Annotated in this window: 15 protein-coding genes; 6 read left to right on the top strand and 9 right to left on the bottom strand. The window is 51.7% G+C overall.

All coding sequences use genetic code 11. The annotated features are described in order from the left end of the window. Positions 1–103 precede the first annotated feature (103 nt). The 3 genes from HND56_10010 to HND56_10000 form a co-directional block, all read right to left on the bottom strand. On the bottom strand, positions 104–613 hold the full coding sequence (locus HND56_10010; GenBank protein ID QKK06002.1) for a hypothetical protein: 510 nt from the start codon (positions 611–613) through the stop codon (positions 104–106). Continuing rightward, positions 610–1,152, bottom strand: coding sequence for a response regulator (locus HND56_10005; protein QKK06001.1), 543 nt, complete (start codon positions 1,150–1,152; stop codon positions 610–612). The genes HND56_10010 and HND56_10005 overlap by 4 nt, the downstream gene beginning before the upstream one ends. Positions 1,153–1,360: 208 nt before the next feature. Beyond that, entirely contained in the window at positions 1,361–1,564 is a 204-nt protein-coding gene (locus HND56_10000) for a hypothetical protein (GenBank protein QKK06000.1), read from the bottom strand. Positions 1,565–1,877: 313 nt separating this feature from the next. On the opposite strand from HND56_10000, the gene HND56_09995 reads away from it, so the two are divergent. From HND56_09995 to HND56_09985, 3 genes are all read left to right on the top strand, one after another. Beyond that, positions 1,878–3,008 (top strand): hypothetical protein, encoded by a 1,131-nt coding sequence (locus HND56_09995; protein QKK05999.1) that lies wholly within the window; start codon positions 1,878–1,880, stop codon positions 3,006–3,008. Between the two features lie 122 nt (positions 3,009–3,130). Next, positions 3,131–8,998 (top strand): hypothetical protein, encoded by a 5,868-nt coding sequence (locus tag HND56_09990; protein QKK05998.1) that lies wholly within the window; start codon positions 3,131–3,133, stop codon positions 8,996–8,998. A 101-nt stretch (positions 8,999–9,099) separates the two neighbouring features. After that, positions 9,100–12,048: an ankyrin repeat domain-containing protein gene (locus HND56_09985; GenBank protein QKK05997.1), complete on the top strand. Its 2,949-nt coding sequence runs from the start codon at positions 9,100–9,102 to the stop codon at positions 12,046–12,048. Between the two features lie 84 nt (positions 12,049–12,132). Here HND56_09985 and HND56_09980 read toward each other — a convergent pair whose 3' ends face one another. The 4 genes from HND56_09980 to HND56_09965 form a co-directional block, all read right to left on the bottom strand. Further along, on the bottom strand, positions 12,133–12,429 hold the full coding sequence (locus tag HND56_09980; protein ID QKK05996.1) for a hypothetical protein: 297 nt from the start codon (positions 12,427–12,429) through the stop codon (positions 12,133–12,135). A gap of 136 nt (positions 12,430–12,565) precedes the next feature. Continuing rightward, positions 12,566–13,156 carry a YceI family protein gene (locus HND56_09975; protein QKK05995.1) on the bottom strand — a complete coding sequence of 197 codons (591 nt, stop codon included), beginning with the start codon at positions 13,154–13,156 and terminating at the stop codon, positions 12,566–12,568. Between the two features lie 5 nt (positions 13,157–13,161). Then, entirely contained in the window at positions 13,162–13,707 is a 546-nt protein-coding gene (locus tag HND56_09970; protein ID QKK05994.1) for a cytochrome b, read from the bottom strand. Positions 13,708–13,713: 6 nt separating this feature from the next. After that, complete coding sequence (locus HND56_09965) at positions 13,714–14,331, bottom strand: polyisoprenoid-binding protein (protein ID QKK05993.1); 618 nt, start codon at positions 14,329–14,331, stop codon at positions 13,714–13,716. A gap of 220 nt (positions 14,332–14,551) precedes the next feature. Here HND56_09965 and HND56_09960 point away from each other — a divergent pair, with 220 nt between their 5' ends. Genes HND56_09960 through pyk form a run of 3 tightly spaced genes read left to right on the top strand, consistent with a single transcriptional unit; the run spans position 14,552 to position 18,361 of the window. Continuing rightward, positions 14,552–16,351 carry an ABC transporter substrate-binding protein gene (locus HND56_09960; protein ID QKK06620.1) on the top strand — a complete coding sequence of 600 codons (1,800 nt, stop codon included), beginning with the start codon at positions 14,552–14,554 and terminating at the stop codon, positions 16,349–16,351. 6 nt (positions 16,352–16,357) lie between these two features. Further along, positions 16,358–16,870: a GNAT family N-acetyltransferase gene (locus tag HND56_09955; GenBank protein ID QKK05992.1), complete on the top strand. Its 513-nt coding sequence runs from the start codon at positions 16,358–16,360 to the stop codon at positions 16,868–16,870. Positions 16,871–16,921: 51 nt separating this feature from the next. Then, complete coding sequence (gene pyk / locus HND56_09950) at positions 16,922–18,361, top strand: pyruvate kinase (protein ID QKK05991.1); 1,440 nt, start codon at positions 16,922–16,924, stop codon at positions 18,359–18,361. A gap of 21 nt (positions 18,362–18,382) precedes the next feature. On the opposite strand, the gene HND56_09945 is transcribed toward pyk, so the two are convergent. Both HND56_09945 and HND56_09940 read right to left on the bottom strand, forming a co-directional pair. After that, positions 18,383–19,240, bottom strand: coding sequence for an ion transporter (locus HND56_09945; protein ID QKK06619.1), 858 nt, complete (start codon positions 19,238–19,240; stop codon positions 18,383–18,385). 118 nt (positions 19,241–19,358) lie between these two features. Next, positions 19,359–21,470 (bottom strand): aminopeptidase P family protein, encoded by a 2,112-nt coding sequence (locus tag HND56_09940; GenBank protein ID QKK05990.1) that lies wholly within the window; start codon positions 21,468–21,470, stop codon positions 19,359–19,361. Between the last annotated feature and the right edge of the window lie 72 nt (positions 21,471–21,542).

Genomic DNA, 21,542 nt, shown 5'->3' with positions numbered 1-21,542 from the left:
GCTGCCACCTGTCAATAGTTTTGTTCAAAAAGAGCATAAGTCGGATAAACCCGCTTGTAAAGCGGAAAAGAAAGGCTTGCGCCCTGTGCAGGGATATAAGGGATTAGGCGTTGCTGCCGCTGTGTTTTTTCAAATAGCGGTTACAGACCGAAGCCATTTCTTTTTTCATGGCCTTGCCTTTCGTGCCGCCGTCACCGGACATTTCTTCGGCAAGAATGGCATGCAGCAATTGTTCATGCGCCATCACAATGGCCAGCACATCGTCATTGAGTGTTTTGGTGGTTTCCAGAAACGTCAGGGTAATATCCGACAAATCACTGACCAGCGGATATTTGAAGACCGTGCCGGTCGATTTCAGATGCATGATCGGCAGGGTGATTTTGTGGTGCTGCTCTGCAGATTCACCGTTATTGTCCTTTGCGGCGCGGAGGGCCTTTTCCAGCTCCTTCAGATAATCCAGAGCCATCGGCACAAAATTGACCGTATTTTCCTCGATGATTTTTTCGGCTTCTTTCAGCTTTTTCGGATCAATTTTTCCGGTGCCGGCTTTGCGTTGTAAAACTTTTGATGCGTTGTAGATTTTGACTTTGACGTCTTCGGAAATGTTGCTCATTTCTCTTCTCCTCCTACATGCCAGGTGTTTTTATCAGGATCAAGTTTTTCGATGTTCCGCTTTTGTCTGCGTTCGGGAGTGTAGCCGGGGGTTTCGCGCCGCCGTCTGTCCGGTCCGACAAAGGTCTCCGTTTCAATGAAATCGCGCGGCTTGTTGATAACATGCGCCAGACGGTTGGCGAGTTCTTTGGCCATAAAGGGTTTGACAAGGAATTCCGTCACACCGGCATCCCGCGCTTCCAGAATACGTTCCGGCAGGGCGTATCCTGTCAGAATGACGACCGGAATCATACGGTTGGACGAGGCCGGATCGCGGCGGATTTTACGGACGAGTTCGATCCCCGTCATTGTTTCCATTTCCCAGTCGGTCAGCACGATATCGGGTTTTTGCGATTGAAACATGCGCCAGGCATCTTCGCCATTCGCCGCCGTATGGATCTCCTGAAATTCCAGCGTATTTAAAACCGCACGGATCAGGCTCAGCATGGCCTTGTTATCCTCGGCGACCAGAATGGACAGATTGTTAAAGCGGAGGGCCATAATATTTCACTATTAAAAACAGGCAATGACGTTACATGCGGAAGCTTGTGCATTGCCTTGATAAATTTTCTTCCGCCCAAGTCTAAACGCTTCACGGCTTTCAGGCAAAGGAGTTTTTTTTGAAAAGGGTGTTTTTGAAAAACGCAAAAGCCGCGATTCTTAGGCCGCGGCTTCAACAACGTATAAAGCTAATTGTTTATAGCTGTTCTTACTTTCTACGGTACATTGCTGCCCGCATTGAGCCGGCCATTGAGTGGCCGCTATTGTTAGACCCGCTGGAGGCTTTACGCGCTTCCAATTGGATCTTTCGGTTCAGCTGTTCTTCCGTAAGTTTGCCACTGGCCATACCAAAGATAATGGCGTTGTTGCTTCCCTCACCGAAAACCAGTTCTTCTTTCTTTTTATCGGCCATGTTCTTATTCCTTTTGTTAGTGTTGAACATTTACCATTTTGTTGAAAAAGGTGAGCGTTATAACGCCTGTTATAAAACAGGGCTAAAGAATTGATATAACACGCCTCTCTCAGGACAAAAATTACCATAACGGCAAGGGGGGAGTCAATGAAATTATCACAAAAGATAAAAAAATAATCACATTGATAAAGATTGCCGTGCCTGTTTTACGACAGAAGAAAAGATAGATGTTTCGGAAGACGGCGGTTTCATTTTATGATGGAATTGTGGCATTGCGTGCCGGTCAAAAGATTTTTCCATCAAGGGTCTGATAATGCTTAATTTTTTAAGGGAAAAACTGCATCTGGATGTGGCGGCGGCGCTTGATTTCGAGCAGGTTTTGTTTCCTCCGCCTGCGGAAGAGATATTCACGGGCGGTATTATCCATCCGTCAGTCTATATCTGGGATGCGTGGATGTTTGCCGAAGGGCGGGAATGGAATCTCTATACGCTGGCCTCGCCGCGTGCGCTTTATGTTGATCTGGGGCTGGATCTGGCTGTTTTTCGTGATCATTTGCCGCATCACTGGCGGCGATTCGTCTCGGATGATGCCGGAAAAACATGGCGTGATGACGGCGCGGTGATGATGCCGCGTCTGGAAACGGATTACTTTGATTCCCGTTCGATCTGGACGGGATCGGTTTTGAAACATGACGGTTGTTATCTGGCCGGATATACCGGCATCCGCAATACGGGTGATGATAGCCGTCCGAAACTGCAGGCGCTGGGGCTGGCTGTTTCGGATGACAAGCGCGATTTCCGGCCGCTGACCGAAGAGCCGCTATCCTGCCCTTTGCGTGATTATGAAGCAATCAGGGATATGAGCTATTATCTGGGACCGCGCGATACGCTGGGCAATAATGACGGCGAGGAAGGCGGGCCTATTCTGGCATGGCGCGACCCCTGGCTGGTGAAAGACAGAAACGGCACGGTGCATATGCTTTGGGGTGCGAAAAGCACGTTCGCCGGCAGACAGGAACCTGTGGTCGGTCACGGTGTTTTGGAAAATCTTTCCGGCACGCCGCGTTTAAAACTGCTTTCCCCGATTTTTCTTCCCGATGCGGAAAATTTCACGCAGATCGAAGTGCCGCAAATCCGTTATAATGAACGGCACGGGCTTTACGTGATGATGATTTCGACCACAAATAAAACACCGGACAGACCGCCGCAGGAGTATCTTTTTACATTACGGTTCTATGTTTCCGAGCGCCTGAACGGCGGCTGGCGGCCTGTGCGTGTCCGCGATATTACGGCAGAAAAACGCTATCCCGGCATTTTCTTTGGCCTGCGGGAGCGGGAAGACGGAAAAATCTGCGCCTTTTATAATATCCCCTTTGGTGACAATTGCGCCGAAAACCTGCGTCACAGCCTTCCGGCAGGGCTGGAGGAAACCGCATTGTTCTGATGTTAAGCAAGTCTTCAGCTTTATCGGTTAAATTTTTTAAAAATAATTTCAAAGGATATCCCCCGCCTGCGCGTCATAAGGGGTAAGAGCGACATTTTTTGTATATTTTAAGGAGCATCAAAATGCTGAACAAACACGGTCTGACAGCGGCTTTTGCAGTGGTTTTTACGGCGGTATCGCTGTTTTTTGCGGGAGGGGCTTTTGCCTATACGTCAAAGGATTTAAAAGCGGGCGACCGCTATTATCAGGAAAAATCCTACCGTTTGTCAGCGACGGCTTTTGAGAAATTGTTATCCGAAAAAACGGACAATAAACACCTCGCCCGCGAGGTATTGTTCAAATATTCCGACAGTATTCTGCGCGGCAAGGACGAGGCAAAGCGCGAACAGGCGGAGAAAAATCTGAAAGAGCTGGCGGAGAGTAAGGATAAGGACCGCTGGCGGGCAGAGGCCGCAGGGGCATTGGCGGAACATTATTTCGCGCGTGACCGCTGGGGACATGCACAGGACATCCAGACCATGCTGGAGGATGCGCGCGAATACTGGGCGGGCTCCGATGATGTGACACTGGCGCGCGAGAAATTTATCGCGCTCAGCTTTTTGCTGGCCGATCATGTGACAGGCTGGCGCGGTTGGTACAATCCGCAAATCCGTGCCGTGAGCATTTCCGGCGGTAAAATCAAAGCGCCGGATGGCGGTTCAACGATGACGCAGCTTTACGAAGAGATTCTGAAAGTCGCCAAATCCGACGAAGATAAGGCGCGTGCCTATTACGGGCTGGCTTTGTCCCTGCGTTACAGCCTCGGCAATGACGAGGACGGTATCAAAAAAATCGTCAAGGCATTTGAAAAGATCACGGAAGACTTTCCGCGGACGGAATGGGCGGATGATGCATGGAACCAGCTGGGACAGTTCCATGAAGGTTCCAACCGCTTTCCGGAAGCCGTCAAAGCCTATAAGGGGTTGCTGGAAACATTTAAACGCGGGGAATCGCAATTTGTTGATGATGCCCGCCGCCGGATTGAATATATCACCGCTCCCAATCTGTCGATGAGCGTCGGCAACAGCTTTACCCCCGGCAGCCAGATCCGCTTCAATATCAGCTGGCGCAATATGGATCAGGCCCGTTTCACGCTTTATAAACTCGATCTTGTTGCCGCGCTGGGGCAACGCGGTGCAAATGCGTCGGATATGACCCATTATCAGGGGCTGCTGCGCGAATTGGTGGAGCGCACGCAGCGCTACCGGTCTTTGCCCGTTGCGGCGGATTGGACGGCAAAGCTGAAAAATGACGGCAAACATATGCATCACAGCAGTAATCAGGGCATGGCGGCATGGCGCAGCAAAAATCCCGACAAACCGGATGAAAAGCTTGGCGTTTTGCCTGCGGGTGCCTATCTGCTGATGGTCGCGGGTGCAAATGGTCAGAAAGCTTATGATCTGGTGCTGGTCAGTGATCTGGCGCTGGTTAGTAAACTGTCCCGCGATACGGCGCTGTTTATGGTGGCGGATGCCAAAACCGGCAAACCCGCAGCAAATGCGCTGGTGCGCTATGTGTATTCCTGGGTGAATACAAACGGCAGCACCCAGTGGGAAGTGGCGCAAGGCAAAACCGGCGCGGACGGCCTGCTGGCGGCAGAGCTGAAATATACGCGTGACCAACAGCCTTACTATCACAATCACAATATGTTTGCGGCGGTTTCGGCAGCAGGCGGGCTACAAGCCTTTGTGCAGAACAATTACTATAACAATTACCACAATAATAAAGGTGAATGGTGGACCTATGCCTTTACCGACCGTCCGGCATACCGCCCCAATGAACAGGTCGGTTTTAAAGGTGTTGTCCGTATTCCCGAAAACGGTATTTTCATCAATCCCGCCGGCATGAAAATCCGCGCGTTTATCTATGATGCCCGCGGCAATAAGGCTTATGAGAAAGAACATGTGCTGAATGAATTCGGCGGCTTTGACGATACGCTGGAGCTGGATGAAAAAGCGGTTCTGGGCGAATACAGCTTGCAAATCCATAACGTCCAAACGGGATCGCATATTTCGACGGCGCCGCTCTTCCGTCTGGAAGAATATAAACTGCCGGAATTTCTGGTCAGTGTTGCACCGAAGCTGGAAGACGGCAAAGACCCCGTTTTCCGTCTGGGCGACAAGCTGGAAATGGATATTGATGCCAAATATTATTTTGGCGGCGCGGTTGCCAATGCCGAGGTGGAATATCTGGTTTACCGGCAGAATTACGTCCATAACTATCAGCCGCCGCGTCCCTATCCGTGGTATTATCGTGAAGAGCAGGGCGCTTATCGCGGGCGGCATCATTACCGGCATATGCCCTATCAGGATAGCGGGCAGCTGATCACGCAGCAGAAAATCAAAACCGATGAAAAAGGCAAGGCAAGCTTTACCATCGAAACCGATAAAGACTCCGCCTCTGATCTGCAATACCGGATCGAAGTGCGGGTGGTGGATCAAAGCCGCCGTGAAATCCGCGCGACCAGCAATGTCAAAGTCACGAAAACGGCGTTTTTTGCCTATGCCGAGCCGGAGCGCAGCCTTTATCGCCCCGGCGATAAAGTAACGGTTAAAATCAAGACCATGACGGCGAATGACAAGCCGGTTTCCGTTGAGGGGACGGTCAGTGTCGCGCAGCAAAGCTGGCGTGAGCCCGTGCTGAAAAAAGGTAGAGATGAAGTTCTGACACCGGGCGGCTATGCGGAACAGGCCGTCTTGAAAAAATTTGTCAAAAGTGATGAAAATGGCGAAGCGAAATTCACTTTCGAGCCGATGGCCAACGGCTATTACGCCGTCACCTTTACCGGATACGACAATGGCAAGGAAGTAACGAGCCAGGCGCATGTCTTTGTGTCTGATCAAAAGGCAACGGATATCGGCTACCGCTATGGCGGTTTGCAAATTATCACCGAAAAGGACACTTATAATGTCGGTGAAACCGCGCGGGCGATGATCGTCTCCGACCGTCCGGATACATGGGTGCTGTTTACGCAGGAAAGTGACGGGCTGTTCGGTTATGAACTGCTTTATATGAAAGGCCCTGTGCGTCTGGTGGAAATTCCGGTCACGCAGCATTTCGTGCCGAATGTCAATTTACATGCGGCATCGCTGGATCAGTTTCAGTTGAAACAGGTGATGGAGGAAGTCATCGTGCCGCCGGAAGGCAAATTCCTGAACGTAAAAATCACATCAGATAAAGAGGTTTATCAACCGCAGGAAGACGGCGTGTTTGATGTGACGGTGACCGATCAGGACGGCAAGCCTGTCACGGGTGAAGTCGCGCTGGGGCTGGTCGATGCCTCTGTCTATTACATCCAGAAAGACTATGCGAAAGATATTCGCGAGTATTTCTATGGCGATAAGCGTCTGCAATCGGTGGCGATGCAGGCCAGTTTCTATCAGCGCAGCTTTGTGCATCTGGTGCATGATGCGAAAAACAAAATACTGGTCGATAAAAAAGACCAGTACCGCAGCGATAAGGATGCCCGCGAGGCGGAATACGGACAGGCTGTCGGCAATATGGCGGCGGATTCTGTACGCGCCAAGAAAAGCGCACCGATGGAAAGCAATATGGCACGTCAGGAAATGGCGGCCCCCTCCGCGATGGCGGAAGGCTTGTCGATGGCGGATGAAGAATCCAAAGAAATGGACGGCGCAGGCCGCCGTGCCAATGAAAAAGCCATTGGCGGTAAGGGCGGGATGGATGATGCCGGCGGTGAGGAGGAACGGGTGCGCGATGATTTCCGTTCGACCGTGATATGGCTGCCCGGCGTCAAAACCGACCGCAACGGGCATGCGCGTATCAAGGCGAAATTCCCGGATTCCCTGACAACATGGCGTATGACGGCACGGGCAGTGACAAAAGACACCTCTGTCGGTAATGTCACGCATGAGGTTCGCTCGAACAAGCAGTTGATGGTGCGTCTGCAGGCGCCGCGCTTCTTTACGGCGCGGGACAAGGTTGTGTTGTCGGCTTTGATCGATAATATTTCCGACAAGCCGCTGACGCTGACGCCGCAGATTAAAACCGAAGGGCTGACCATTACGGGGCTTTACCGTGATGGTCAATTCGTGAAGGGCGAAATCGGCCCTGTCACGGTTCCGGCAGGCGGTCAGCAGCGTGCCCAATGGGTTGCCTATGCCGCGGAAGAAGGCGAGGCGATTGTCACGGTCAGTGCGAAAAGCGGCAATCTCTCCGATGCGATGCGTAAAAGCTTCCCCGTTATTCCGCACGGGATTGAAAAATTCATTGCTCAAAGCGCGGTGCTGAAAGGCAAAGGCGCGGATGAAGGTATCGGGCAGCGTCTGACCTTTACACTGCCGAAAGAACGCATTAAGGAAGCGACGGCACTGCAATTGACGCTGTCGCCGTCGCTGGCGGGTAATATGCTCGATGCATTGCCTTATCTGGCGGAATACCCCTATGGCTGTGTGGAGCAGACGATGAGCCGTTTCCTGCCTGCCGTGATTGTGCGCAGCACGATGACGCAGCTGGGACTGTCAAAAACGGATGTGAATAATTACATCAATAATGTGCTGACGCCGCGCGGCGATCCCGCACATCCGCAGCGCCGCAATGATGCAACAGTGGCAAAACTGGATAATATGGTGGAAACCGGTTTGGCACGGCTTTACGACTTCCAGCACAGCAATGGCGGCTGGGGCTGGTGGAAGGAAAGCAGTACCGACCGCTTTATGACCGCCTATGTATTGTGGGGGCTGTCGCTGGCGCGTGAGGCCGGTGTGGATGTCCGCGCCGATGTGATCGAAAAGGCAAAGCGCTATATGCAGCTTGAGCTGGTGAAGGATGAGGATGCGCCGGATAATCTGGCCTGGTCGCTGCATGCGCTGGCTTATGCCGGATCAAAAAGCAATTTCGAGGAGAAACAACGCGGCAGATTGTGGGAAATGCGCGATAAGCTCAACCCTTATACCCGTGCCTTGTTTGCCGTTTCCGAACAGAAACGCGGCGATATGCAGCGTGCCGCAGTGCTGGGGCGCAATATCGTCAACGGCGTCATGGAAGACAAGGAAAACGGCACCGCACGCTGGGGCGAAAGCGGCATTCATTACCGCTGGAGCGATGGCGGCGTGGAATCCACGGCCTTTGTCATCAAGGCGCTGTCTGCCTTGGATAAGGATAGTAAATATCTGGAACCTGCCGTGAAATGGCTTAGCCTGAACCGCCGCGGCGGACGCTGGAAAAACACCCGCGATACGGCAATCGCTGTGCTGGGGCTGGCGGAATATTTGAAAATGACGCAGGAACTGTCGCCCGATTACATCTATCAGGTGAAGCTGAACGGCAAAATTGTCAAAGAAGGCCGCGTCACAGCGCAGAATGTCTTTACTTTTGACCGTATCGTTAATCTGTCGGCGGATGTGCTGAAAGACGGCGATAACACGGTCGAGATTGCGATAAAAGGGAAAGGCGCGCTGTATATGGCGGGCTATCTGACCTATTTCACGCTGGAAGAGCCGATCACCAAAGCCGGAAACGAGATCTTCGTTGACCGTCAATACGAGATCAAATCGGTCAAGGAAACGCTGATGAAAGGTCTGAAAGAAGACTGGAAACCGCTGAATGATAATGACACGGTGGAAAGCGGCGACCGCATCCGTGTCAGTATCACAATGGAGGCCAAAAACCATTATGAGTATCTGATTTCGGAGGATTTCAAACCGGCCGGGCTTGAGACTGTTGCGCTGACCAGCGGTGCAGGATCAGCCGTCAAACTGGATGCCGAGGGGCGTGAAACAGGTGAAACCGTGCCGCTTTATCAGGAATTCCGCGATCAGAAGGCCGTGTTCTTCATCGATAAACTGAAACAGGGTAAATATATCATCCGCTATGAGCTGCGCGCCGAAGTGCCGGGGCAGTTCCATGCGATGCCGAACCAGTCGCATGCGATGTATGTGCCGGAAATCCGCGCCAATAGCGATGAAATGCGGATTCAGATAAAGGATTGATAAAAAAGGCATAAACCCGCCATCTATTGACATAATCATGTATCAGGTTTAGGATGTTTCCTTGAATATCTGAAAAGAATGAATAGAAGGATGTGTCAAAGATGGCGGGTGATGATTATGGCGGCAAACCGCAGCCTGTACGGGATGCGCTTGCGGTTCTGGAGGAAATGGCCGGAAAAACCGCAAAGGCGGATTATGCCGCGCTTGCAAAAACTCTGCCCGGATTTGCCATGCAGCTTGCCGGAAACGGGCAGGCCGTTGATTGCGACATTCTAAGAAGCTATGCGGAACAAGGTGCTGAGACCGTGCTGCGCGAAATGCGCATCTTAAAAACGGCGACAGCTGCAAAACAAAAAACAGCCAAAACATATGAAGACGTGCTTGCCGTTCTGGAGACGCGTTACGTTTCGCCGCTGGAAGAAGCGCTGGATGCGCGAAACAGCGAAGAATTCAAACAGGCTCTGGAACGCGGGCATTGGGAGCCGGAGGATTTTTTCCGCGCCATTCAAAAATCCTGCGAGAAAAACCGTTTTGCCGAATTGGCCATGATGACGGACGGATTTGTCCTGTGGCTGACGGAATTCACCAATCACTGCGATTATAAAGCCGGTTACTATCCGGGCCATGCCCATGCGGCTTTGATCCATGCACTGGCCGACAGGGGCGATCCCGCCGATGAAAACCGCATCCGTAAACTGACGGCGAATTTGCTGGAAATTGTACAGAAGCCGTTTGAAAAAACGCTGCCCGCCTATGAAGAAAGCTATACGGATATTCTGCGGCAGGTGGCGGATGATGACCGCTTTCTGGAACGATATGGAAGCAGCCTGATGATCGGCGCGGCGAAAGACGGTTATGCCTCGGCTTTGACTTGGCTTGCGGAACGCCATCCTGACAGCGAGGCAATAAATGTTATTACAGAGCCGCATGTGTTCGGCGAAATCTGTGAGGCGGGGCATAAAAATATTGCCGCTTTTCTGGATGAAAAATCCGTTCCCTATTCCGTAACGGCGGCACGGGCGGAATTTATGATGCCGCTGTACCGCGCCGTTGCGCATGGCGCTGTGGAGCTTCTCGATTACTGGCGGCAAACGCAGCCTGAAAATCTGAAACCCGGTCTGCTGTTACAAGGTTTTGTGACGGCGGCGTCAAACGGGCAGGTCGGGATGCTGGATTATATCACCACGCATTTCCCCGATATTGTGACGCAAGAGGTTCTGTATACGGCTCTAGCAACCGCGGATGAGGAAGGTGAACTGGCAGCATGGCGCTTTTTGGTTTCAAAAGGGGCTGTTGCAGATTACGAGGGCAGTTATTTTTTTGAAAAAGCGGCCACGGAAGGCGATCTTGATCTGATGAAGGAAATGCGAGCCGCAGGGCTTGATCCGGCGCAGAATAACGGCGAGGCTTTGGTGCTGGCGGCGGCAAACGGACAGTATGAAATTGTGGAATATTTGCTGGATCAGGGCGTGTCGCCGCGTGCACAGGGGCTGACAAAGACCAATGACAGCGGCGAGGCGTTGGCACAGGCCTGCGAAAATGGACATTACGAAGTGGCAAAACTGCTGCTGGAGCGCGGGGCAGATCCGGAGGATCAGTTCGGCAATGCGATGATGAATGCGTGTTTGAAAGGCCATACAAATATCATAGGGCTGCTGGCGCAATATGGTGCGGATCTGCGCGTACAGGGCAGCGAGAACATCAGTTTTGCCGTTGGACGCGAAAACGGCTGGAAAACCGTTAAATATCTGAAAGAGGAGATGGGACTGGAAATACCCTTTTCCGAAATTGAGCCGAAAATCGCAATGTATAAAGGTTATAACACGCTGCTTTATTATCAGGAGATTGGGGAAATTCCTCCTGATATCGAACAAAATTACGCAAATAAATTGGGGCATGTCAAAGCATGGCGGCGCGCTTTTGGCACATTGCCGCCCGAAGGGATGGAAGGAAGACCCGTCAAAGGCCTGAAACCCGATGCCTTTCAGACGGCGCAGGATATTTTAAAAAGCGAGGGTTATGAGGGCAAAACAGCCAATGAATATGCCTATGCGGCGGCGCTGTTATTCGGCACGAATGACCGCATGTTGCAATATCTTGAAAAATGGGGCGCGCATGGCAAACAGCCTTTCCACGATGTCGTGCACAAAATACGGATGCCTGTGGCCGAAATACGGCATCACCGGCAACAAATCGGTAATATGATTTTTACGCGCAAGGAAGTTGTGGAGGAGGAAGCGCCTTTTGATGTCAAATCATGGGGCGATGCCGTGTTGCAACACGGGCCGGAAATGGCAAAGCTGGTTGTTTATGCGGGAAAAATGAAACAGCCTGCCCGCACCGATGACGGCAATATGTATTCGCTGAACAAAACCCGGGCAAAAGTTGCGGAATTTATGTATTCGCGCGGTACGGAGTTTCCGGATCTGGCGCATATGTGCATGAAATATCAATGGCATGAACAGCATTTCCAGACAGCGGTGAAACTGGTTGAAGCCTTTAAAGAAAAATACGGCGCCAAAGACGGCCGTAAGCCGAAAAATATCCCCGATATCACGCTGGACGGAGAAAAATTCGGTATGAAAGGCTACAGCTTTGGTAAGCTGCCGGACGGCGATGTGCGGGGCTTGTTTCTTGGCGAGATTACCGATAACTGCCAGCATCTGGCCGAGGCGGGGGCGAAATGCGCAACGCATGGTTATCTCTCTCCGCAGGGCGGCTTTTACGTGCTGGAGGATGAGAAAAAAAACATCGTGGCGCAAAGCTGGGCGTGGCGCGGGCAGAACGGCGAATTGGTGCTGGATTCGCTGGAATCGCTGGGCGATCGCGTCGCTCCTAAACAATGGGAAAATATTTGCAAGAGTTTCGCCAAAGAAGCCGCGAAAAAACGGAAAGATATCCAATCCGTCATGGTCGGTAAAAGCGGTGAAACGCCGCAGATGGCCTTTAATGATGCGGCATTGCCAGCCGTTCCTGTCGATTATCAAGGCTACCGCGATTCAAACAGGCAGTACCAGATATGGCAGCGGCGCGCCGGATGCGGGAAATAGACAAGGATATAATAGGAAAGACAATAAAAAGTGCCGGATATGACGATCCGGCACTTTTTTTGACTTGTGCTCTCGATTTAATTCTTAACGGCGTTTGCCGAAACGTGCGCCATAGGCGGTTTTGGCGTAAGCCATGTTGTTTTTCGCAACCTCATATCCGTATTGTGCGCCGTCACCTGTCAGCATGGACATGGCGGCAAGCGTGTAAGCTGCGGTCTCTTCCGCCGCTTTTCCGGCTTTGGACGCGACTTTTGAAAAAGACGTCGCCATATAATCAAAGGAATGTTGCCCGGCTTGATAGCCGTGGGCATAACCGTCACCTGTCAGCATCGACATTGATCCGCAGGCATGTGCAAAAACTTCACGGAGTGCGTTTTTCATTGTTCTATAAACCCCTATCACCCTTATTAAAAAGTAACCTATTACCAACCTTAACTGTTTGTTAATAATATCAGGGCTTATGATTTATGTCAAATAATAATTGAGGTATGGAGGTAAATGGCTGATAAGATGTGCTTTATTTTTTCGCTGTGACGGCAATCTCAAGCATGACCTCAGCGGCAATGATGGACGAATCAGCCCAGTCACCGCGTCCCAGATCAAAATCCAGCCTGTTAAATGTGGTTTGCGCCGTCATATGCGCGGTCTCGCCGTCCAGTTTCAGGTGGAAGGGCAGATCGAAAGCTTTGCTGACATTGCGAATACGCAGCTCTCCTTTGCACAGGTAATCCCCCGCGGCGGCATCGCCGGAGACAAGGCTGAAATCGCGGCAGCTATAAGTGACGGCGGGGTATTTTTCGGCCTCGAACCAGTCAGGGCCTTTCAGCGTATCGTCACGTTTCTCGTAATCCGAATTCAGCCCGCTGAGCGGTACGGTGACAGTGACGCTGCTTTGCGCAAGCATATCGGGGGCAAAAGCGATGGCGGCGGTAAAATTTTCCATCTTGCCGTTAATCTCTGCGCCCATCTGTTTGGCATGGAAGATAATGTGGCTGTCCTCCGGCTGCAGCTGCCATTGCGGCGGCTCAAGAACCGCGACAAGAGCGGCGGCGGGGACAGGCAGGGCGGTTGCGGCCAGAAGAACCGCCAGAAAAGCAATGCGGCGCATGGGATTTACTCTCCTTTGATCATGCGGATCAATGTACGGTCTTTTTTCTTGAAATGGTGCAGAAAAGCCGCGCCGGCATGGGCGGCAATCAGTCCCATGAAGCCATAGGCGACCAGTTCATGGGTTTCTTCGGCCAGTTCATGCAGGGCTTTGCTTGGCTCCACCAGATTCGGCAGGGTGAAAAACCCGAAAACACTGACGGGATATCCTGCGGCGGACGACATCAGCCAGCCCGAAAGCGGCATAAGAAACAGACACAGATACAGCAAGCCGTGAACGGTGCGTGCCGCCAGTTTTTCCCAGGGTTTTTCCAGCCCCAGCATGTCCGGTGCGGTGTTGGAGACTGTCCAGATCAGGCGCAGCACCGCCAGTGCCAGTATTGTGATACCGACGGATTTATGCAACCCGTAAAGTTTCAGAATATCGGGGGTGATTTTTTGATCTTCCATATAAAGCCCGACGGCAAGCATTCCTGCAACGGCAAGAAAAATAAACCAATGCAGAAAGCGGCTGGCCCATCCGTAGCTTGTTTTTGTGTTTTTCAGTGCCATGGGTAACTATTTTTTCTCGCCTTGGGCGGTCATTGTGCCGGAAATTTCTTTAAAACCTTCAATCTCGATACGGATTTCAACCTCGTCACCGACATTGGGCAATCCGTAATTCATGCCGAAATCAGAGCGTTTCAGTGTGCCTGTGGCGGAAAAGCCGGAGACAAGACGCGGCGCCATCGGATGTTTGCCTGTACCGACCAGCGTGACATTCAGCTCAACCGGTTTTGTCACGCCCAGCAGGGTCAAATCACCTTTCAGCACAGCCGTCTTCTCGCCTGTTTTGACAACTTCGGTCGATTTGAAATGCATATCGGGGAATTTTTCGACATTAAAGAAATCCTCATTCTTCATATGCGCGTCCCAGCGGTCATCCTGCATGGCAAGGCTGGCGGTTTTGATGGTGACATCCACTGCGGAGCTTTCAGGCGCATCGGGGTCGAAAGTGTAAAAGCCGTCAAAGTCAAGAAAACGGCCTGTGGAATTTGAAAAGCCGAGATGATTGACGAAAAACATGATGGATGAATGGGTCTTATCGAATTCATAGCGCACCGGATCAGCAGCAACAGCCGGTTTGGTGACGCCGAAAAACAACATCACGGCCAGAGTAAAAGCAAAAATACGCATATCAGACACATCCTCCATTTTATTTGGGTTAGCTGGTAACGGTTACATCATCCCGCTTCTCTTTTTTGCTGTCAAATGAATTCACTCGCGTTATGCTGTGCAAAGACATGAATATAAAACAGGAGTGATGAAAATGATCCGCCTTTTTCTGGCTGTTGTAACCGGATTGTTCCTGACTTTGCCGCAAACGGCTTTGGCAGAGACGCCTGCGGAGAAAACGATGCCGCAGACCGAAAGCGCATTGGCAGGCAAGATTATCGGCCCCGCCCATGCTATGGCGATGCATGGCACGCCGAAATATCCGGCGGATTTCACGCATTTCGATTACGTCAATCCTGATGCGCCAAAAGGCGGGAAACTTCATATGAATGCTGTGGGCACATTTGATAATCTAAATCCCTTTATTTTACGTGGCATCCCGGCGGCAGGTAGCCAAATGTTGTATCAGACATTGCTGGAAGAATCGCGTGACGAACCCTTTACCGAATACGGCAATCTGGCGGAAAGTTTTGAAATGGCGGAAGACCGTAGCTGGGTGCGTTTCAAACTGCGCAAACAGGCGCGCTGGCATGACGGCAAACCGCTGACGGCAGAAGATGTGAAATGGAGTTTTGAGATTCTGATGGCAAAAGGACACCCGAAATTTAGCGCTTATTATGCGAATGTTTCCAAGGCCGAGGCCGAAAACCCATACAGTATTTTGTTCACTTTTAATGTTGTAGGTAACCGCGAATTGCCACTGATTATCGGACAACTCCCTATTTTGCCCAAACATTACTGGGAGGGTAAGGAATTTGGCAGCACAACCCTTGAGCCGCCGTTGGGCAGTGGGCCGTACAAAATAACCGAGGTTCAGCCGGGGAAGGAAATCACTTATGAGCGTGTGAAAGACTGGTGGGCGAAAGACATTCCCATCAATAAAGGCCGCTACAATTTTGATAAGCTGGTTTTTACCTATTATCGTGACAGGACGGTGGCGCATCAGGCTTTTCTTTCTGGAGAATATGACGCTAAAAATGAAAGTATCGCGCAACTATGGGCAACAGCTTATGATGCACCGCCTGTGAAAGATGGGCGGATTGTCAAACGTGAACAAGCACATGAATTGCCGTCGGGGATGCAGGCTTTTGCTTTTAATATCCGTCGCCCGTTTTTTGCCCAGCGCGCCGTGCGTGAGGCGATTTCCTATGCGTTTGATTTTGAATGGTCAAACAAGCAATTCGCCCATAGCAGTTATCAGCGCACAAAAAGCTTCTTTTCCAATTCGGAACTGGCATCATCAGGGCTGCCGGAAGGCAAGGAACTCGATATTCTGCAGGAATTCCGCGGACAGATTCCCGAGGAAGTCTTTACAAAAGAATATGAGCCGCCGATGACGGATGGTAGTGGTACGAGTGTACGTAGAAATCTGCGGACAGCTGCCGGTATTCTGGAGAAAGCCGGCTGGGTTTTGAATAAGGAAACAGGCATACGCGAAAAAAACGGTGTGTCGCTGCAATTTGAAATATTGCTTGTTCTTCCTGCTTTTGAACGCTGGGTCGGGCCTTTTATTAAGAATTTAGAAAAAATCGGTGTGAAGGCGAAGCTGCGTATTATTACTGATGTCAGTCAGTATCAGGAGCGGGTGGAAAGTTTTGATTTTGATATGCTGGTTCATACATTTGGTCAGTCGTTGTCGCCTGGGAATGAACAGCGTGATTATTGGCATTCGGCAAATGCTGACATAAAAGGCAGCCGCAATATAATCGGGATCAAAAACCCGGTTGTTGATGCGTTGATTGAACAAGTGATTCATGCAGAGAATTATGAAGCACTGGTGGCAGCCACTCATGCTTTGGACCGGGTCTTGCTGTGGAATCATTATGTGGTGCCGCAATGGCATATCGGTTATTTCCGTTTGGCTTATTGGAACAAATTCGGCTTTCCGAAACAGCCATCGAAATATGGAGACGGCATTATTGATACATGGTGGATCGATGCGGAAAAAGCCGCGAAGCTGAAAAACGGTACAGGGCAGTAACAAAACGTGGCAGGCGAGGTCAAAATCCGCGAGATTGACGAGGCCGGCGTGGCGGATTGTTATAATATCCGCCCTGAAACCCGCGCACGGGAAAGCGGCTATTTCGAACGCTGTTTCACGGAACATCAGAGCGGTCAGCGCAGGCTTTATATCGCGGATTGCGATGGCGTACCCGCGGGCTATGCACATCTGGTTTTTACGCCCAATTACCGCCCGTTCCGCAAAATGAATATTCCCGAAATTCAGGATTTATTCGTCGCGCCGGATTTCCGGCGGCAGGGAATCGGCGCGGCGCTGGTCGCCCATTGCGAAGCGGCGGCAAAATTACGCGGCTATGGCGAAATCGGTATCGGGGTCGGACTGTACCGTGATTATGGTGCGGCGCAGCGTCTTTACGTGCGGCGCGGCTATTTGCCTGACGGGGCGGGTATTGTTTATGAGAATGAACAGGTCACGCCGGGAGAAATGCGTGCGGTAGATGATTTTTTGTGTTTGAAGCTTGTGAAGCGTTTGTCGTAGAGTGTTAAGTGGCAAAGGTAATTTTTTTATCAAGAGGGAAGTAAAGAAGTGATGTCTGAAAATCAGGATTCTTTAAGACGCTATCGCCAGACGCGCATTGTCGCCACACTTGGTCCGGCCAGTGCAAGCAAAGAAATGATCAGTGATCTCTATCACAATGGCGGGGTGGATGTCTTCCGGCTGAATTTCAGCCATGGCGATCATGCCGATCATGCCGAACGCATCCGCATTATTCGTGAACTGGAACAGGAAACAGGCCGCCCGATCGGTGTCTTTGCCGATTTGCAGGGGCCGAAAATCCGTGTCGGCACTTTTAAAGACGGGCCGGTGGCTTTGGAAAAAGGCCATGTGATGCGCTTTGATCTGGATAAAACGCCGGGGGATGCAACACGTGTCTGCCTGCCGCATCCCGATGTGATCGTAGCGCTGGAGGTGGGGGCGCATCTGCTGATTGATGACGGTAAGGTCAAAATGCGCGTTATCAAAAAGGGCAAGGATTTTGTCGAGGCGGAATGTGTTGCGGGGAAAAAGATTTCCGACCGCAAAGGCGTTAATCTGCCCGATGTGATCTTGCAAACCTCGCCTTTGACCCCCAAGGATTTGAAAGACCTTGAAGCCGCGGTCGGTATGGGCGTTGACTGGATTGCGCTGTCTTTTGTGCAGCGTCCCGAAGATGTGGCGGAGGCGCGCAAAGTGCTGAACAAGCGGGCGCAGCTGATTGTGAAGCTGGAAAAACCCTCGGCGCTGCAATATTTGCAGGAACTGGTGGAGATGTCCGATGCCGTGATGCTGGCGCGGGGTGATCTGGGTGTGGAAATTCCGGCGGAGGAAGTGCCCTCGGTTCAGAAGCGCGTCGTGCGTGTGGCGCGTGATGCCGGAAAGCCCGTGATTATTGCGACGCAGATGCTGGAATCGATGATTACCTCCCCGACCCCGACGCGGGCGGAGGCTTCGGATGTGGCCACAGCTATTTACGACGGTGCGGATGCGGTGATGCTGTCGGCGGAAACGGCGGCGGGGGATTATCCGGTCGAAGCAGCGGAAATGATGCGCAAGATTGCCAAATTTGTGGAGCAGGATCCGCTTTACCGCAAAATTATGGATGCGGAACACCCTGATCCTGAGGAAACATCATCGGATGCGATTACCGCCTCTGCCTGCCGGATTGCGGCCTCCATCGGTGCGGCGGCGATTGTCAATTACACGACCAGCGGTTCGACTGCCTTGCGGACGGCGCGGGAAAGACCGCCCGTGCCGATTCTGTGTCTGACGGAATATCTGGATGTGGCGCGGCGCATGTCGCTGTCTTACGGCGTGCATGCCGTTCATACCGAGGATGTCGATAATTTCGCCGATATGGTGGAAAAGGCCATCCGCATGGCAAAGGAACAGGACATCGCCGTTGACGGTCAGCGTCTGGTCATTACCGCAGGTGTGCCGTTCGGGACACCGGGCAGCACCAATATTCTGCGGATTGCCTGGGTAAAATAACCTTCAGCGAAATAAACGGGGTTACTTCGTCTTTTTCTTGGCCGAAGAGAGCTGGCCGATCGCTTCATGCAAATGAATGATGTCTTTGCGGAGTTCACGGATTTCCCGCCGCAATTTGGTGTTTTCATCTTCAACATCTTTTTCCTGCACAATGCTCAAAGCATCGACAATGATACCGATAAACAGGTTCAGAACCGTAAAGCTGGTGACGATGATGAAGGGGATAAAGAAAACCCAGGACCATTTGAAATAAGCCATGGTCGGTTTGGCAACGCCGTCGGGCCAGTTTTCCATGGTAATCAGCTGGAACATGGTAAACATGGAATTCGACAAATCACCGAACAGCTCATGGATAACCGGATCGGGATGCGAACCGAAAATCTGCGTGGCAAGAATGGCCGCCACATAGACGATAACCAGCAGGACGGCGACAACCGATCCCATCCCCGGCAGAGCGTGGAAAAGTGCGGAAACAACCCGCCGCATTTGCGGCACCACGGAAATCAGGCGCAGCAGACGGAAGACCCTGAGTGTCCGGATAACGCTGAAGGCTTCGGTTGCCGGGACAACGGAAATGGCGACGATGATAAAATCGAAAATATTCCAGCCTTCGCGCCAGAAGCTCCAGCGATAGGCGTAAAGTTTCAGCGCAAGCTCGACACAGAATGCCGCAACAATCACATGATCAACCAGCAGGATCGTTCTGTTGTAAAGCGTATCCGTATCCAGAAGATGGCTGGATTCCAGCCCGAGTGTAACGGCGTTTAACAGAATGAGAAAGGTGATGAAGCGCGTGAATTTCGGGTTCTCGACAATCGCGGCAGCTTTGCCGCGAAGTCCCTCAAGTGTCTTGCCTTTTAAATTTGCCGGTCTGACCATATCATCGCTTAACAGGGAAAAAGTTTCTTTCTCATCAGGCATAATGCCTCCTTTCGCATTCAGGAAGTCTATACCTGATTGTACAAATATTTTACGGCAGAAAAAAAGTCAAATATTTTCAGAGCGCTTTTTTGCCGCCGGCACGTGCCGGCGGTTTTGGGTCATTGGCGCTTTTGCCGTTTTTTACCGAAAGCGGTGCGGTCACGTCTTTCAGCCATGCGGCGGCTTCGGGATCGGATTTTTCCAGATGCGGCAGCAGCGTTTCGCGCACTTCCTGATGATAGGCATTCAGCCATTCCAGTTCTTCCGGATATTTGGCGAGAAGTTTTTCATCAATAAGGTTGCGGTCAATCGGTGCCATTGTCAGGGTTTTGAATTTAACAAGATTCTGCCCTTTTGCGTCTTTTCCGGCATCTTCCACCAGTACAAGGCTTTCGATACGAATGCCGTATTCACCTTCTTTATAATAGCCGGGCTCGTTGGAAACGATCATGCCGGGCTGCAGCGGCGTGGTGGCGCGCGGTGAAATGCCTTGCGGGCCTTCATGCACGGACAGATAACTGCCGACGCCGTGACCGGTGCCGTGGGCAAAATTTTCGTTGATGTCTTTCAGGGCGGCACGTGCTTTCGTGTCAAGTTCCTCACCGTTTTTTTCGTCGGGATGGAAAACGGACATGGCCACCTGAATATGGCCGATCAAAACACGCGTGAAGCGGTCTTTCATTTCATCTGTGACGGGACCGACCGCAACCGTGCGGGTGACATCTGTGGTGCCGTCCAGATATTGCGCACCGGAATCAACCAGATAGACAGGGCCTGCATTCAGCGGTTTGTCGCTGTCTTCGGTAACGCGGTAATGTATGACCGCGCCGTTTGATCCGGCGCCGGAAATCGTGTCAAAGCTAAGATCACGGAAGTCTTTGCCGGTTTTGCGGAAATCATAGAGCATATTCGAGGCGCTGAGTTCGCTGTTTTCTTTCACGACGTCAGGTTTTGACAATTGGTGCAGAAAGCGCGTTAAGGCAACGCCGTCACGGATATGGGCGGCGATTGTGCCCGCCTGTTCCACCTTATTCTTCATCGCTTTCGGCAGCTGACAGGGCGAGGGGGCTTCGATAATGTTATTTGTGCCGCTTTGCTTCAGCACCATTTCGACTTTTTTCGGTGACAAATTGGGGTCAATCATCACGGCTTTGCCTTCACGGCCCAGTTTTTCCAGCACATTTGTAAAATCGTCGCGGTCATGGATGCGGACATCTTTGCCGAGATGATCCGCCAGACCTGCGGAAAGCTTGCGCCGGTCAATAAACAGATCAACGCTGCCGTCATTATGCGCAACGGCGAAAGACAGCGGCAGCGGTGTGCAGGGCACGTCGCGTCCGCGAATATTCAGCAACCATGCGATATCTTCCGGCATGGTCAATGCCACGGCATCCGCGCCTTTGGATTTTAATGTCGCAGCGATATCTTTGCGTTTGTCCGCAGAAGCTTTTCCGGCATAGGGCAGGTCATGCGCCACAGTCGGTGAAACCGGTGCGGCAGGGCGGTTTTGCCAGGCCAGATCTACCGGATTTTCAGAGAGCGGAACCAGCTTTCCGCCGGCTTCCGTGACGGCTTTTTCAAGGCGTTCGACATCTTTGACCGTATGCATCCACGGGTCATAGCCGATGGCTTTGCCTTTGGCATGGCCGATCAGCCAGTCTTCCAGATGCGGTTTGCCGTCATCGGTTTTGCCGTGGCTGTCGCGGTGGTCAAAAATTTCCTGCGGCACTTCTTCCTTGGCCTGCAGCGTATAACGTCCATCCGTTAAAAAGACGGCGCTGTCTTCGAGAATCACCGATTGTCCGGCGGAGCCCGTAAAGCCCGTCGACCATTTCAGGCGTTCGGCACTTTTGGGGACATATTCGCCCTGATATTCATCGGCGCGGGGGATAAAAAAGCCGCTGACGCTCTGTTTGGCGAATTCTTTGCGCAGCGAGGCAACGCGCTCGGGAATGCTGCGGCTGTCGCTTTTCAGGGATTTCTTTACATCGCCCTTTAATGCATCCAGCTGCTCTTTCAGCGCGTCATCCGCTTTTTCCGCAACCAGTTTTGTCCAGCCTTGCGGGTCTGTCGGATTTTCCGGCGTGGCAAGAACGGCTTTGACAATGTCGTAAACTTCTTTCACCGTGTAACGGCTATCGGATGCTTTTAAAAGTGTTTCAAGATGCGCGTCGCCCTGATAGGTCATCGTTTTCTCTCTTTTCTTGCGGCGTTTTTATAAATGTTTAAGGATTGCAGTACATAATATAGCAATATTTTC

The sequence above is a fragment of the Pseudomonadota bacterium genome (assembly GCA_013285465.1).
Taxonomy (GTDB): domain Bacteria; phylum Pseudomonadota; class Alphaproteobacteria; order Micavibrionales; family CSBR16-224; genus CSBR16-224.
Note: the sequence above shows the minus strand (reverse complement) of the source record. Positions and strands in the feature narration are given on the sequence as shown.

What these genes read in the sequence shown, in the direction of transcription:
- HND56_10010 (QKK06002.1), bottom strand. Translation starts at nt 613, where the DNA reads ATGAGCAACATTTCCGAAGACGTCAAAGTCAAAATCTACAACGCATCA.
- HND56_10005 (QKK06001.1), bottom strand. Translation starts at nt 1,152, where the DNA reads ATGGCCCTCCGCTTTAACAATCTGTCCATTCTGGTCGCCGAGGATAAC.
- HND56_10000 (QKK06000.1), bottom strand. Translation starts at nt 1,564, where the DNA reads ATGGCCGATAAAAAGAAAGAAGAACTGGTTTTCGGTGAGGGAAGCAAC.
- HND56_09995 (QKK05999.1), top strand. Translation starts at nt 1,878, where the DNA reads ATGCTTAATTTTTTAAGGGAAAAACTGCATCTGGATGTGGCGGCGGCG.
- HND56_09990 (QKK05998.1), top strand. Translation starts at nt 3,131, where the DNA reads ATGCTGAACAAACACGGTCTGACAGCGGCTTTTGCAGTGGTTTTTACG.
- HND56_09985 (QKK05997.1), top strand. Translation starts at nt 9,100, where the DNA reads ATGGCGGGTGATGATTATGGCGGCAAACCGCAGCCTGTACGGGATGCG.
- HND56_09980 (QKK05996.1), bottom strand. Translation starts at nt 12,429, where the DNA reads ATGAAAAACGCACTCCGTGAAGTTTTTGCACATGCCTGCGGATCAATG.
- HND56_09975 (QKK05995.1), bottom strand. Translation starts at nt 13,156, where the DNA reads ATGCGCCGCATTGCTTTTCTGGCGGTTCTTCTGGCCGCAACCGCCCTG.
- HND56_09970 (QKK05994.1), bottom strand. Translation starts at nt 13,707, where the DNA reads ATGGCACTGAAAAACACAAAAACAAGCTACGGATGGGCCAGCCGCTTT.
- HND56_09965 (QKK05993.1), bottom strand. Translation starts at nt 14,331, where the DNA reads ATGCGTATTTTTGCTTTTACTCTGGCCGTGATGTTGTTTTTCGGCGTC.
- HND56_09960 (QKK06620.1), top strand. Translation starts at nt 14,552, where the DNA reads ATGCCGCAGACCGAAAGCGCATTGGCAGGCAAGATTATCGGCCCCGCC.
- pyk (QKK05991.1), top strand. Translation starts at nt 16,922, where the DNA reads ATGTCTGAAAATCAGGATTCTTTAAGACGCTATCGCCAGACGCGCATT.
- HND56_09945 (QKK06619.1), bottom strand. Translation starts at nt 19,240, where the DNA reads ATGGTCAGACCGGCAAATTTAAAAGGCAAGACACTTGAGGGACTTCGC.
- HND56_09940 (QKK05990.1), bottom strand. Translation starts at nt 21,470, where the DNA reads ATGACCTATCAGGGCGACGCGCATCTTGAAACACTTTTAAAAGCATCC.